The 11,605-nt window shown below is 66.5% G+C and carries 9 protein-coding genes and 1 pseudogene; 4 read left to right on the plus strand and 6 right to left on the minus strand.

Annotation, left to right across the window (positions count from 1 at the left end; all coding sequences use genetic code 11):
• Positions 1–68: 68 nt before the first annotated feature.
• Positions 69–1,772 carry a glycosyltransferase family 39 protein gene (locus ROV93_RS21410; protein ID WP_072169172.1) on the minus strand — a complete coding sequence of 568 codons (1,704 nt, stop codon included), beginning with the start codon at positions 1,770–1,772 and terminating at the stop codon, positions 69–71.
• Between the two features lie 130 nt (positions 1,773–1,902).
• Here ROV93_RS21410 and ROV93_RS21415 point away from each other — a divergent pair, with 130 nt between their 5' ends.
• The 3 genes from ROV93_RS21415 (at position 1,903) to ROV93_RS21425 (ending at position 5,261) form a co-directional block, all read left to right on the plus strand.
• A complete protein-coding gene (locus tag ROV93_RS21415) occupies positions 1,903–2,616 on the plus strand; it encodes a response regulator transcription factor (RefSeq protein WP_072169171.1) in 714 nt (237 codons plus the stop codon).
• Complete coding sequence (locus tag ROV93_RS21420) at positions 2,603–3,889, plus strand: HAMP domain-containing sensor histidine kinase (protein WP_088497636.1); 1,287 nt, start codon at positions 2,603–2,605, stop codon at positions 3,887–3,889. The genes ROV93_RS21415 and ROV93_RS21420 overlap by 14 nt, the downstream gene beginning before the upstream one ends.
• A gap of 121 nt (positions 3,890–4,010) precedes the next feature.
• The gene (locus tag ROV93_RS21425; protein WP_072169169.1) at positions 4,011–5,261 is read left to right on the plus strand and encodes a DUF819 family protein; all 1,251 of its coding nucleotides are present in this window, start codon (positions 4,011–4,013) and stop codon (positions 5,259–5,261) included.
• A 223-nt stretch (positions 5,262–5,484) separates the two neighbouring features.
• Here ROV93_RS21425 and ROV93_RS21430 read toward each other — a convergent pair whose 3' ends face one another.
• Positions 5,485–5,709, minus strand: coding sequence for a CstA-like transporter-associated (seleno)protein (locus ROV93_RS21430; RefSeq protein ID WP_005410613.1), 225 nt, complete (start codon positions 5,707–5,709; stop codon positions 5,485–5,487).
• On the minus strand, positions 5,709–7,790 hold the full coding sequence (locus ROV93_RS21435; RefSeq protein ID WP_005418274.1) for a carbon starvation CstA family protein: 2,082 nt from the start codon (positions 7,788–7,790) through the stop codon (positions 5,709–5,711). Before ROV93_RS21435 ends, ROV93_RS21430 begins: the two co-directional genes overlap by 1 nt.
• A 215-nt stretch (positions 7,791–8,005) precedes the next feature.
• On the opposite strand from ROV93_RS21435, the gene ROV93_RS21440 reads away from it, so the two are divergent.
• On the plus strand, positions 8,006–8,857 hold the full coding sequence (locus ROV93_RS21440; protein ID WP_053499689.1) for a pirin family protein: 852 nt from the start codon (positions 8,006–8,008) through the stop codon (positions 8,855–8,857).
• Positions 8,858–8,985: 128 nt separating this feature from the next.
• On the opposite strand, the gene ROV93_RS21445 is transcribed toward ROV93_RS21440, so the two are convergent.
• From ROV93_RS21445 to ROV93_RS21455, 3 genes and pseudogenes are all read right to left on the minus strand, one after another.
• The gene (locus tag ROV93_RS21445; protein WP_049414687.1) at positions 8,986–9,444 is read right to left on the minus strand and encodes a hypothetical protein; all 459 of its coding nucleotides are present in this window, start codon (positions 9,442–9,444) and stop codon (positions 8,986–8,988) included.
• A gap of 197 nt (positions 9,445–9,641) precedes the next feature.
• The gene (gene aqpZ, locus ROV93_RS21450) at positions 9,642–10,364 is read right to left on the minus strand and encodes an aquaporin Z (RefSeq protein WP_312541299.1); all 723 of its coding nucleotides are present in this window, start codon (positions 10,362–10,364) and stop codon (positions 9,642–9,644) included.
• 121 nt (positions 10,365–10,485) lie between these two features.
• Positions 10,486–11,348 (minus strand): annotated as a pseudogene (locus tag ROV93_RS21455) (pirin family protein).
• Positions 11,349–11,605: the final 257 nt, after the last annotated feature.

Consider the following 11,605-nt stretch of genomic DNA (forward strand, 5'->3'; position numbering starts at 1 on the left):
TGCATGTCGGAGAAGGGTCGGACGCTCGTTCGCGCCGGGTTAATGATTTCCCCGGCACGAGTCAACGTTCAGTCTTCTTCGGCGGTCGAGCCGGCCCGTTCGGCGTGGCATTGCGGGTCCCAGGCCGTACCGGGAAGCAGTTGCCAACGATTCCTGTTGGCCATGCCGATGTCGATCACCTTGGCCCGGTCCACGCAGGGACTCATCGCCTCGTCCAGCACCAGCAACCAGCGCTTGTCCGGCGCTTCGGCGAGCCAGGGGCCGGCATCGTGCCATTGCTCGGCCCAGGGCCGCTTGAAGCCGAACTCGCGTACCGGGCGGTCAGCCTGCAGCAGGTTCTGCTCGCGCCAGGCGACCAGCGCCAATTCGGCGTCCGGACCGATCCGCGCGCCGACGCGGCGCATCAGCGCCGATGCCGATGCGTAGGGATCCAGTGCCGGGATCAGCACCAGGCCGTAGAGCATCCACAGCATGCCGTGGGTCAGCAGCACCAGGGTCGTGGCGCGGCGCACCCGCAACCAGACGGCCAACGTGGCCAGCGCGATGGCGAAGGTCAGCAGGCCATCACCCAGCACCGGCAGCAGCGTATCGGGCATGGCCCGGCGCTCCAGTTGCGCCAAGGCCCACGGGTGCTCGGTCATCAGCATCGCGCCGAGCACGCCGGTGGCCAGCATCAGCACCACGCTGTAGCCGAACAGATACCGGCGCACGCACAGCCGGCGCAGCAAGCCCGGCAACAACGGCGCAACCGCCAGTGCCATCGCAGGCAGCATCGGCAGCACATAGACCTCGCGCTTGCCCGGGCTGGCGCTGAAGAACACCAGCACCAGCAGCGCCCAACCCAGCAGCAGCCACTGCCGGCGGTCGCCCCGGCGGATGCGGCGCCACCACGGCTTGAACAGCAGCGGCAGCAGCAGGCTGCCCGGCAGCCACAGGGTCAGGATCACCTGCAGGTAGTACCAGGCCGGTTGGCGATGGTGCCAGGCGTTGGCATAGCGGGTACCGGTCTGCTTGAACAACAGCTCATGCGCGTAGGCCTGCAGTTCGGCGCTGGGCGTGTGCAGCAGGGCCCAGCCCAGCGGCGCAAGCCACACCGACACGCCCAGCAGGAAGGCCGGGATCAGCCACAGCAGCGTTGCCGGGTGGGGGCCGTCAACGCTGCGCCCGCGGCGACGCTGGTACAGCCACCAGCCGAACCACGGCAGGACCATCAGCAGCGGCAGGAAACCCACGCCTTTGGTCACCGTGCCGAGGCCAGCGGCGAACCCCGCCAGCCACAAGGCAGCCAGGTTGCGGCGTTCGCACAGGTGGCGCATCAAGCCCCACAGGGCCACCGTGGTCATGCCGACCAGCACCATGTCGATCTGCGCGCGCTTGGCCATCAGGCCAAACTGCAGGGTGCAGAACAGCGCCGCCAGGGCGTAGAGGGAATGCCGCGGTGACCACAGTCGGCGTGCCAGATCCGACACCAACCACAGGCTGAGCAGGGCGCCCAGCAGCGATGGCAGCAGGAACGACCACTGCCAGCTGCCGACGATCTCGTAGGCCGCCGCCTGCAGCCACATGAAGACCGGTGGCTTCTCCGCATACAGCTCCACGCCCCGGTGCGGCAGCAGCCATTGCCCACTCTCGACCATGGTGCGGGCCGCCAGCACGAAGCGCGGCTCGTCCGGTGGCTGCGGCTGCCGAAGGCCGATCCCCGCTGCCAGCGCAGCAACGATCAACAGCCACAACAGGGGCAGGCGCCAACGGCGGGGCAGGACTACGGGCACGGCAGGCTCCGGGAGCAAAACGGCCATTCTGAGGTGGCGGGGGTTGGAAAAGCGTCAGAGGAGGCCGGGGCGACCGCATTCCGACATGGGCAGCGCTACCATGGTACGAAGTTCCGTGGATGTTTCGTGCATGCGTCTGTTGGTGATCGAGGACAACCGCCAGCTGGTGGCCAACCTGTTCGACTACTTCGAGTCGCGCGGGCACGTGCTCGACGTGGCCCCGGACGGCATCACCGGCCTGCACCTGGCCGGCAGCCATCCCTACGACGCGGTGATCCTGGACTGGATGCTGCCGCGCATGGAGGGGCCGGAGGTGCTGCGTCGCCTGCGCGCCGAGCAGGCTTCGGAGGTGCCGGTGATCATGCTGACCGCGCGCGACGAACTGCCGGACAAGATCACCGGCTTCCGCGCGGGTGCCGACGATTACCTGACCAAGCCGTTCGCCCTGCCCGAGCTGGAAGTTCGGCTGGAGGCGCTGCTGCTGCGTGCGCAGGGCCGGAACCCGCGCAAGCGCCTGCAGGTGGGCGACCTGGTGCTGGACCTGGCGACCCTCGAAGCCCAGCGGGGTGGTCAGGTGCTCCACCTCTACCCGGCCTGCCGGAAGCTGCTGGAGGTGCTGATGCGCGCCAGCCCCGGTGCGGTCACCCGCCAACAGCTGGAGTTCGCCCTGTGGGGCGACGAGCCACCGGATGGTGACCTGCTGCGCTCGCATGTCTATGAGCTGCGCCGCAGCGTCGATGGTCCGTTTGCCGACAAGCTGATCCACACCCTGCCGCGGGTTGGTTACCGCCTTGCGGTGACCGCGGCCGCCGATGCAGGCAAGGATGATGATGAAGGCGCGTAGGCCGGGCCCGCTGTACCGGCGCGTGGTGTGGTGGTTGCTGGGCTACCTGGCCCTGCTGTCGATCGCTGTGTTCAGCGTCGGCAACTACGTGCACGAACACGCCGAACATGCCGCCTGGCGTGCGCTGCTCAACTCCGAACTGGACAGCATCGTCGAGCACGTCGAGCATGAACCGCACTATCGCTGGCAGGATTCGGACACGCTCAGCCTGTACCGCTTCGATGCAGTCAACCTGCCTGACAGCCTGCGTACGCTGCATCCGGGCCTTCACGACGGCGTGATGATCAAAGGCCGGGAGACGGCGGTGATGGTGCGCGAGACCCGGTCGATGGGACGGGTCGCGCTGGCGCTGGACATCTCCGACTTCCATGACCTGGAGCAGTTCGCCACGCGCTGGGTGATGCTGGCCGGGGTGATCATGATCTTCGTCACCGTGCTGATGGCGTCCTTCGGCATGGAACGCATGGTGCGCCCGTTGAGCCTGCTGGCCCAGCACATCGGCGCATTGCGGCCGGGCGTTCAGGGCCAGCGCATCGAGGTCGACCCGCGCGGCAGTTCCGAGCTGCACACCATCGCCGATGCGCTGAACGACTACCTGGACCGCAACGAGCAGTTCGTCGAGCGTGAGCGGGTCTTCATCAGTACCGCCAGCCACGAACTGCGCACGCCGATCGCAGTGATGACCGGTGCAGCCGAGCTGGCGCTGGAGCAACCGGGCCTGCCCGAACGTGCCCGCCAACAGATGCAGCGGGTCCTGCGCACGGCACAGAGCGTGGAGCAGCTGATCGAGCTGCTGCTGGTGCTGGCGCGTGATCCTGCGCGCCTGGCCGCGCGTGCCGAGCGCATCGCACTGGACCAGCTGCTGCCGGAGATCGTCGACGACCATCGCCACCTGCTCGGCGACAAGGACCTGAGCATCGGCATCCAGGCTGCGCCGGTGGATATCGTCGCGCCGCTGGCGGTGGTGCAGGCGGCGATCGGCAACCTGCTGCGCAATGCCATCGAAAACAGCGGCCGCGGCCATATCGAGCTGCAGCTGAGTTCGTCGGCGGTACTGACCCTGCAGGACCCCGGGCATGGGATGAGCCCGGAGGAGATCGCGGCGATCCACGCGCGCATGGCCCGCGGCGAGCGTGCCGATCGAGGCAGTGGCATCGGCCTGGACCTGATCGCGCGGCTGTGCGAGCACCTGGGCTGGACGCTGCAGTTGCAGCCCCGCCAACCGCGCGGGACGCGTGTCACCCTGGACTTCGGCGCTTCGCGCCCCGCTTGATCGGACGGCCGACCTGCTCCGCGCTGCGGCATGACCCGACGTGAAGACAATGTTAATCTCGACCTGCGCCGCTTCATGCGGCGCTTTTTTTTCCCCGCTCCTTCGATCGACAGAGGATCCCATGCCGACCGAACCCGCTACTGCCCTGATCAGCAACGATATCGTTGGACTGGGCCTGATTGCCGCCACCCTGGCCCTGATCTTCTGGGCCGCCAGTGGTCCGACCCCGCTGTTGAAGAAGATCTTCGCCTGGGTGCCGGCACTGCTGCTGTGCTACTTCATCCCCGCCATCTACAACACCGCCGGTGTCATCGATGGCCACAACACCTCGCTGTACAACCCGGTCGCGCGTGACGTGCTGCTGCCGGCCGCGCTGGTCCTGCTGACGCTGTCGATCGACCTCAAGGGCGTCATCAAGCTGGGGCCGAAGCTGTTGCTTGTGTTCTGTGCCGGTACCGCTGGCATCATGCTCGGTGCGATCGTCTCCTTCCAGCTGATGAAGCTGATCCATCCGGAAACGGTGGCCGGTGATACCTGGGCCGGCATGGCCGCGCTGGCCGGCAGCTGGATCGGTGGCGGCGCCAACATGGTCGCCATGCGCGAAGTGTTCGGCACCGATGCCACCACCTTCGGGCAGTTCGCCGTGGTCGACGTGGCCTGCGCCAGCCTGTGGATGGCGATCCTGCTGTTCCTGGCCAACCGCGCGCAGCAGATCGACACCCGCAACGGGGCCGATACGCGTGCCATCGACGAGATGAAGGCACGCATCAGCGCCTACGAGGCACAGAACGCGCGCATTCCCAGCATGACCGACCTGATGGTGATCGTCGGCGTGGCACTGGGTGGCGTCGGCCTGGCCCACGCCATCGCCGCACCGCTGTCGGGCTGGTTCAAGGCCAACGTCAGCTGGGCCAGCCAGTTCAGCCTGGACAGCCAGTTCGTGTGGGTGATCCTGCTGTCCACGGCGATGGGCCTGGGCCTGAGCTTCACCCGTGCGCGCCGGCTGGAAGCCGCAGGCGCTTCGCGGTTGGGCACGGTGTTCCTGTACTTCCTGATCGCCTGCATCGGCATGCAGATGAACCTGCTGTCGCTGCTGGATCGGCCTTGGCTGTTCCTGCTCGGCGCGATCTGGATGGCCACGCACGTGCTGGTGCTGTGGGGGGTGGCCAAGCTGCTGCGCGCGCCGTTGTTCTTCTTCGCGATCGGTTCGCAGGGCAACATCGGGGCGGCCGCCTCGGCTCCCGTGGTGGCCGCGGCCTTCCATCCGACGCTGGCGCCTGTGGGGGTGCTGCTGGGGACGGTGGGCTATGCCACCGGTACCGGGTTGGCCTATGTCACCGGCCTGATCCTGAAGTGGATGGCCGGCGCCTGAGTTCTGACCGGACGTTCCTGTTGCGGGGTTCGCGGCGTGCGCCGCGAACCCGCTCTGCCCGTGCAGGGCCGAGCACGCGCTCGGCATTCTTTCAAAGAAGGGGTCAGATCCGTTTCCCGGAGGAAACGGATCTGACCCCGGACACCATTCGATCAGCGGCGGTCCTCATCCACGCATGGCGTGGATCTACTGAAGGCCGCTGCAGCGCTGTCGAACCCGAGCATCAACAGCAGCGGCCACCATTGCGTCCGCCGTAGCGCGCTTCCTGGCGCTCGCGGAAGAACGTCTTGTAGTCCATCGGCTCCTGGTCCGGATGCTTTTCCAGCATATGCCGGACGTAGTTGTCGTAATCAGGAATGCCACAGCACAGTCGTGCGGTCTGCACCAGGCGCCGCCAGATGCGGCGGTGCGCCTGGTACTGGCCGGCGGGAACCAGTTGCGTACTCATCACAGATCCACCATTTCATGCGGCTTCAGCGCCACGTAAGGGGTCTCGCGGTCGCTGCGCTGCGGATTGCGGCGTGCCGCCAGGATGGTCTTGATCGAATACACCAGGACTGCGCCCACCACCAGCAGGAACAGCGCGGTCAGGCCGGTATTGACGTAGGCGTTGACCACGATCTGCTTCATCTGCGCCACCGACTTGGCCGGCGCCGTGATCGTGTCGCTGGCGAGTGCGGCCTGGAACTTGTGTGCCTGTGCCAGGAAACCCTGCGCCGGGTTGCTGTCGAAGATCTTGATGAAGCCGGCATAGGTGGTGCAGATCAGCAGCCACACCGCCGGTACCGCAGTGACCCACGCATAGCGGTCGCGCTTCATCTTGAACAGCACTACCGTGCCCAGCATCAGCGCGATACCGGCCAGCATCTGGTTGGAGATGCCGAACAACGGCCACAAGGTCTGGATGCCGCCGAACGGATCGACCACACCGGTGTAGAGCAGGTAGCCCCACAGCGCCACGCAGCCGGCGGTACCGATGATGTTGGCGGTCCACGACTCGGTCTTCTTCAGCGCCGGGACGAAGTTGCCCAGCAGGTCCTGCAGCATGAAGCGTCCGGCACGGGTGCCAGCGTCCACCGCGGTCAGGATGAACAATGCTTCGAACAGGATCGCGAAGTGGTACCAGAACGCCATCATTGCGTCGCTGCCACTGGGGATCGCTTCGTGCAGGATCTGCGCGATGCCCACCGCGAGTGTCGGTGCGCCACCTGCACGATGCAGGATGGTCGGCTCGCCGATCGCCGCCGCGGTCGCGGTCAGCTGCTCCGGCGTGATGGTGAAGCCCCAGGTGTTTGTGATGTAGTGCGCCGCCGACGCCGCATCGGCGCCGATCACCGCCGCCGGGCTGTTCATCGCGAAGTAGATGCCTGGATCGATGATCGAGGCCGCGACCAGCGCCATCACCGCCACGAACGATTCCATCAGCATGCCGCCGTAGCCGATGTAGCGCATGTGCGCTTCATTGGCCAGCAGCTTCGGCGTGGTGCCGGAGGAGATCAGCGCATGGAAACCAGAGACCGCACCGCAGGCGATGGTGATGAACAGGAACGGGAACATGCCGCCTTTCCACACCGGGCCGTCGCCACTGGCGGCGAACTGGGTCAGCGCCGGCATCTTCAGTTCCGGCATCACGATCAGGATGCCGACGGCCAGCGCGATGATCGTGCCGATCTTGAGGAAGGTCGACAGGTAGTCGCGCGGGGCCAGCAACAGCCACACCGGCAGCACCGATGCGACGAAGCCGTAGCCGATCAGCATCCAGGTGATCTGGGTGCCGGTGAACGTGAACGCCGGGCCCCACACCGGGTCGGCGGCGACCTTGCCGCCGTACCAGATCGCGGCCAGCAGCAGGATCAGGCCGACCACCGAGATCTCGCCGATCTTGCCGGGGCGGATATAGCGCATGTACACGCCCATCAGGATGGCGATAGGCATCGTCGCGATTACCGTGAACATGCCCCACGGGCTTTCGGCCAGCGCCTTGACCACCACCATCGCCAGCACCGCCAGAATGATGATCATGATCAGGAACGCACCGAACAACGCGATGGTGCCAGGTACCTGGCCCATCTCTTCTCTTACCAGGTCGCCCAGCGAACGGCCGTTGCGACGGCTGGACAGGAACAGCACCATGAAGTCCTGCACCGCACCAGCCAGCACCACGCCCACCACCAGCCACAGCAGTCCAGGCAGGTAGCCCATCTGCGCGGCCAGGACCGGGCCGACCAGCGGGCCGGCGCCGGCGATGGCGGCGAAGTGGTGGCCGAACAATACGTGCTTGTTGGTCGGCACGTAGTCCAGGCCATCGTTGTTGATCACCGCCGGCGTGGCCCGGGTCGGATCCAGCTGCATCACCTTGTTGGCGATGAACAGGCTGTAGAAGCGGTACGCCACCAGGTACAGCGAAACCGCGGCGACGACGATCCACAGCGCATTGATGTGTTCGCCGCGGCGCAGGGCCACGGTGCCCAGACAGAAGGCGCCGAGCAGGGCGAGGACCGCCCAGCCTATTTTGGAAAACCCTTTCATGAGGTGCTCTCTCCCGGAAAGACAGTCAAAGAGTCCCGCGTGCCCTCGACAGGGTCAATTGGCACAGGACGAATCGGCGGTAGTACTTTGGTCGTACGCTTGTTGTGCTGACGTGCAGCGAACATCAGGGATGGAATAATCGGTTGCGGCGCCGTCCATTGGCGTGTGGCCGTGCGGCGTCCATCTTCAGTGGCATCCATCCAACAGGAGTCGCCATGAGCTTTCCCGAACCGGTCCGCGTGCTGCGGACCATCCGTGGCATGCCCACCTCCGACGGTGCCGGCGTGCGCCTGACCCGCGTCATCGGTGGCCCGACGCTGCCCGACCTCGATCCGTTCCTGCTGCTCGATGAATTCGGCACCGACCGCGCCGAGGACTACATCGCCGGTTTCCCGGAACATCCGCACCGCGGATTCGAGACCGTCACCTACATGCTCGACGGGCGCATGCGGCATCGCGACAACCATGGCAACGAAGGCCTGCTGACCCCGGGCAGCGTGCAGTGGATGACCGCTGGCCGCGGCCTGGTGCACTCGGAGATGCCCGAGCAGGAAAGCGGGCAGATGCGTGGCTTCCAGCTGTGGGTGAACCTGCCGGCGAAGGAGAAGATGACCGAGCCGAAGTACCAGGAGTTCGCGCCTGAGCGGATTCCCGTGGTGCACCCGGAAGCGGGCGTGGAGGTGAAGGTGATCGCTGGCACGGTCGATGGCACCCGCGGCCCGATCGTGCAACCGGCCACCGACCCGCTCTACCTCGACATCACGTTGGCGCCCGACCGTGCCTGGACCTATGCGCTGCCGGAAGGGCACAACGCCTTTGCGTACGTGTTCGAAGGTGGCGTGACCGTGGGTGAGCAGGACGCCGCGCGCGACGTCGCTCGCCAGGAACTGGCGGTGCTGGGCGGTGGCGAGCAGTTGCACATCTCGGCCGGCAATGAAGGCGCGCGCCTGATCCTGGTGGCCGGCCGTCCGCTGCGCGAACCGGTGATGCGCCACGGGCCGTTCGTGATGAACACGCGGCAGGAACTGATGCAGGCCTTCGTCGATTTCCAGGAAGGCAAGTTCTGACGTAGTACCGGCCGCTGGCCGGCAACTGCCTCGCCTGGAGGCGGATCGGGGTGCCGGCCCGCGGCCGGCACTACCGTTGGATCGGGTCGCGCTGCGGGGATGCTGCCAAGCAGTCATCCCCGTCATCCTCAGCGCCCGGCGGCCACGGCCGACGGGGTCAGGCTCATGCCCTGCGCCAGCTGTTGCAGTGACCCCAGCTCCTGCGCGCTGTCCGGATACAGCGAAATCTGCGCGTAACGCCCCTTGTCGAGCTTGACCACGCTGATGCGCCGTTCGGCATACCCCGGCGGTTGCTGGCCGCCCAGGTCGGGCTGGTACCAGTACAGCGATTCACCGCCGAAGCTGCCTTTTTCCTGCCGCAGCGAGCGGTTCAGCGGAATGGACGGATCACGCGCGCTGAGCATCAGGCTCAGCACTTCGCGGCCATCAGGGGTGCTGGCGCGGCAGACCAGGAAATCGGCCTGCACCTGCTGCTGCCACTGCAGACCGCTGCTGGCCGGCAGCGAAGGACATTCGGACGGCGCCTGCGCGGCGGCCTGGGCCGCAGCGAAAAGCAGGCTCGACAACATGACAGGCACGAACTTCATGCATCCCCCAAGGTGATGAATTGGTTGGCTTCGCCAGCGGAGCCGGCGACCATGGCATCCCATCCCCGGACGCCACCCCATCCGGCATGTGCACGGACGGTCAACTCAACCTTAACGGAACGTGAGCAATCGCACAATTCGCGGTTGCAAGCGCAACCATTGCGGCCGACCGTCGGCCGCAATGGTTGCTGCGGGGATCAGCGGTCGTTGCCGATCCACTTGTAGATCAGGCCGCCAATCGCGCCGCCCAGCAACGGGGCGACCCAGAACAGCCACAACTGGCTGACCGCACCGCTGCCGGCGAAGAAGGCCACGGCCGTGGAGCGGGCCGGGTTCACCGACGTGCCGGTGGTGACCGGGATGCTGATCAGGTGGATCAGGGTCAGCGACAGGCCGATCGCCAGCGGGGCGAACCCGGCCGGTGCCTTGCCGTGGGTGGTACCCATGATCACGATCAGGAACACCGCCGTCAGTACCACTTCGCACAGGAAGGCCGCAGCCACGCTGTAACCACCGGGCGACAGCGCGCCATAGCCATTGCTGGCGAACGCTCCGGCCTGGCTGCCGTCGATGGCGAAGCCACTGGCGCCGGAGGCGATCTGCAGCAGGATGAAGCCGGCCAGCAGGCCGCCCGCAACCTGGGCGATGATGTACGGCACCAGGTCCTTGGTCGGGAAGCGACCACCCGCCCACAGGCCGACGCTGACCGCCGGATTGAAGTGCGCACCGGAGATATGGCCGAACGCATAGGCGCCGGTCACCACGGTCAGGCCGAAGGCGAGCGCCACGCCGAGGAAGCCGATACCCAGCGGATTGCCGTCACCACCGAACTTGGCGGCCAGCACCGCACTGCCACAGCCACCCAGAACCAGCCAGAACGTGCCGAGGAATTCGGTGGACAAGCGTTTACCCATGCTCATGTGTTGCACTCCTTTGACGGTCGAAAGTGTGATTTATGTCACATTTCAATGATCAGCGGGTGACTGTAGCTTCAACGCCGGGTGCAGGAATACACCCTCGGCTGTGTGCAACACGCGATGCTCAGTACTGCGGCAGCGGGATGAATTCCTTGTCGTCGCCGGGGATGGTGCCGAAGCGACCGGCTTCCCAATCGTGCTTGGCCTGCTCGATACGCTCCTTCGAGCTGGACACGAAGTTCCACCACAGGTGGCGCGGGCCATCCAGCGGCTCGCCACCGAACAGCATCGCCTTTACCGGTGTCTTTGCGCGCAGGCGGCCGCGTGCGCCGGCTTCGGGGATGACCAGGTGCTGTGCGGGGATGTCCACGCCATCCAACTGCGCGTCGCCCTCAAGGATGTACAACGCGCGCTCGCGGTGGCCGTCGTCGATGTCGATTTCCGCGTCCGGGTCCAGATCGATCGCCACATTGAGCGTATCGGCGAACACTTTCACCGGCGATTCCTCGCCATAGGCGCGGCCAGCGATCACCCGCAGCCAGGCGCCGTTGCGGCGCTGCTCGGGCAGGGTGGCCGCGGCATGGTGATAGAACGCCGGCTCGATTTCCTCATGCGACTTCGGCAGCGCGACCCAGGTCTGCATGCCGTGGATCGGGTTGTCATGGTCGCGGTCCGGTTGCGGTGTTCGCTCGGAATGGGCAATGCCGCGACCAGCGGTCATCCAGTTGACGTCACCGGGACGGATCACCTGGTCCGATCCAAGGGTGTCGCGGTGGCCGATCGCGCCCGACCACAGGTAGGTGACCGTGGCCAGGCCGATATGCGGATGCGGGCGCACGTCGATGGCGGTGCCGGGGTGCATCAGTGCCGGCCCATCTGGTCGACGAACACGAACGAACCGATGCTGCGCGCCTGCAGGGTGGGAACGGCGCGGCGGACTTCGAGGCCGCCGATGTCGTGCACGCGCGGGGCGATGATGGTGGTCATGCGGGCGTTCTCGCTGGCAGGGATCAGGGGGCCAGCATCGCATGCAGCTGTGACGGGGACATGCCTCGTATGGGTAACAGGGTGTTCCAGCCAACGGCGCAGCCCCTCGTGGCTGGTCGCTTGGTCGCTGACGGCACAAGCACAAGCCGTGCTTGGCCGGGCGGGGTGGGTTCGCGGGGGACGCCGTGAATCCGTCCGTGGAAGCTTGGCCGCGGCATCCATGCCGCGGACACCCCCGCGAACCCACCCCGCCCGGC

Source organism: Stenotrophomonas maltophilia group sp. msm4 (genome assembly GCF_032025605.1).
In the GTDB taxonomy this organism is placed as follows: domain Bacteria; phylum Pseudomonadota; class Gammaproteobacteria; order Xanthomonadales; family Xanthomonadaceae; genus Stenotrophomonas; species Stenotrophomonas sepilia.

Excerpts from the sequence above, each read along its gene's own strand:
- ROV93_RS21415 (WP_072169171.1), top strand. The coding sequence starts at position 1,903 with ATGCGTCTGTTGGTGATCGAGGACAACCGCCAGCTGGTGGCCAACCTG.
- ROV93_RS21420 (WP_088497636.1), top strand. The coding sequence starts at position 2,603 with ATGAAGGCGCGTAGGCCGGGCCCGCTGTACCGGCGCGTGGTGTGGTGG.
- ROV93_RS21425 (WP_072169169.1), top strand. The coding sequence starts at position 4,011 with ATGCCGACCGAACCCGCTACTGCCCTGATCAGCAACGATATCGTTGGA.
- ROV93_RS21430 (WP_005410613.1), bottom strand. The coding sequence starts at position 5,709 with ATGAGTACGCAACTGGTTCCCGCCGGCCAGTACCAGGCGCACCGCCGC.
- ROV93_RS21435 (WP_005418274.1), bottom strand. The coding sequence starts at position 7,790 with ATGAAAGGGTTTTCCAAAATAGGCTGGGCGGTCCTCGCCCTGCTCGGC.
- ROV93_RS21440 (WP_053499689.1), top strand. The coding sequence starts at position 8,006 with ATGAGCTTTCCCGAACCGGTCCGCGTGCTGCGGACCATCCGTGGCATG.
- ROV93_RS21445 (WP_049414687.1), bottom strand. The coding sequence starts at position 9,444 with ATGAAGTTCGTGCCTGTCATGTTGTCGAGCCTGCTTTTCGCTGCGGCC.
- aqpZ (WP_312541299.1), bottom strand. The coding sequence starts at position 10,364 with ATGAGCATGGGTAAACGCTTGTCCACCGAATTCCTCGGCACGTTCTGG.